This window comes from Paenibacillus sp. YN15 (assembly GCF_003285005.1).
GTDB lineage: Bacteria > Bacillota > Bacilli > Paenibacillales > NBRC-103111 > Paenibacillus_AR.
On sequence record NZ_QMFA01000114.1, the window covers coordinates 1 to 510 of the forward strand.

Annotated in this window: 1 rRNA gene; it reads left to right on the top strand. The window is 54.5% G+C overall.

The annotated features are described in order from the left end of the window. Positions 1-510, top strand: a 23S ribosomal RNA gene (locus DQG13_RS30390); the annotation flags it as partial.

Genomic DNA, 510 nt, shown 5'->3' on the forward strand with positions numbered 1-510 from the left:
AGTACGTGGGCGTAGACCCGAAACCGTGTGATCTACCCCTGACCAGGGTGAAGGTGCGGTAACACGCACTGGAGGCCCGAACCCACGTCTGTTGAAAAAGCCGGGGATGAGTTGGGGGTAGGGGAGAAATTCCAATCGAACTCGGAGATAGCTGGTTCTCCCCGAAATAGCTTTAGGGCTAGCCTCGGTGTGACTGTCGTGGAGGTAAAGCACTGATGGGGTGAGGGGCCCGCCAAGGGTTACCAAGTCCCGTCAAACTCTGAATGCCATGAACAGGTCACCGGGAGTCAGACAGCGAGTGCTAAGATCCGTTGTCAAAAGGGAAACAGCCCAGACCATCAGCTAAGGTCCCGAAGTGTGTGTTAAGTGGGAAAGGATGTGGAGTTGCACAGACAACCAGGATGTTGGCTTAGAAGCAGCCACCATTGAAAGAGTGCGTAATAGCTCACTGGTCGAGTGACTCTGCGCCGAAAATGTAACGGGGCTAAACACGCCACCGAAGCTATGGCT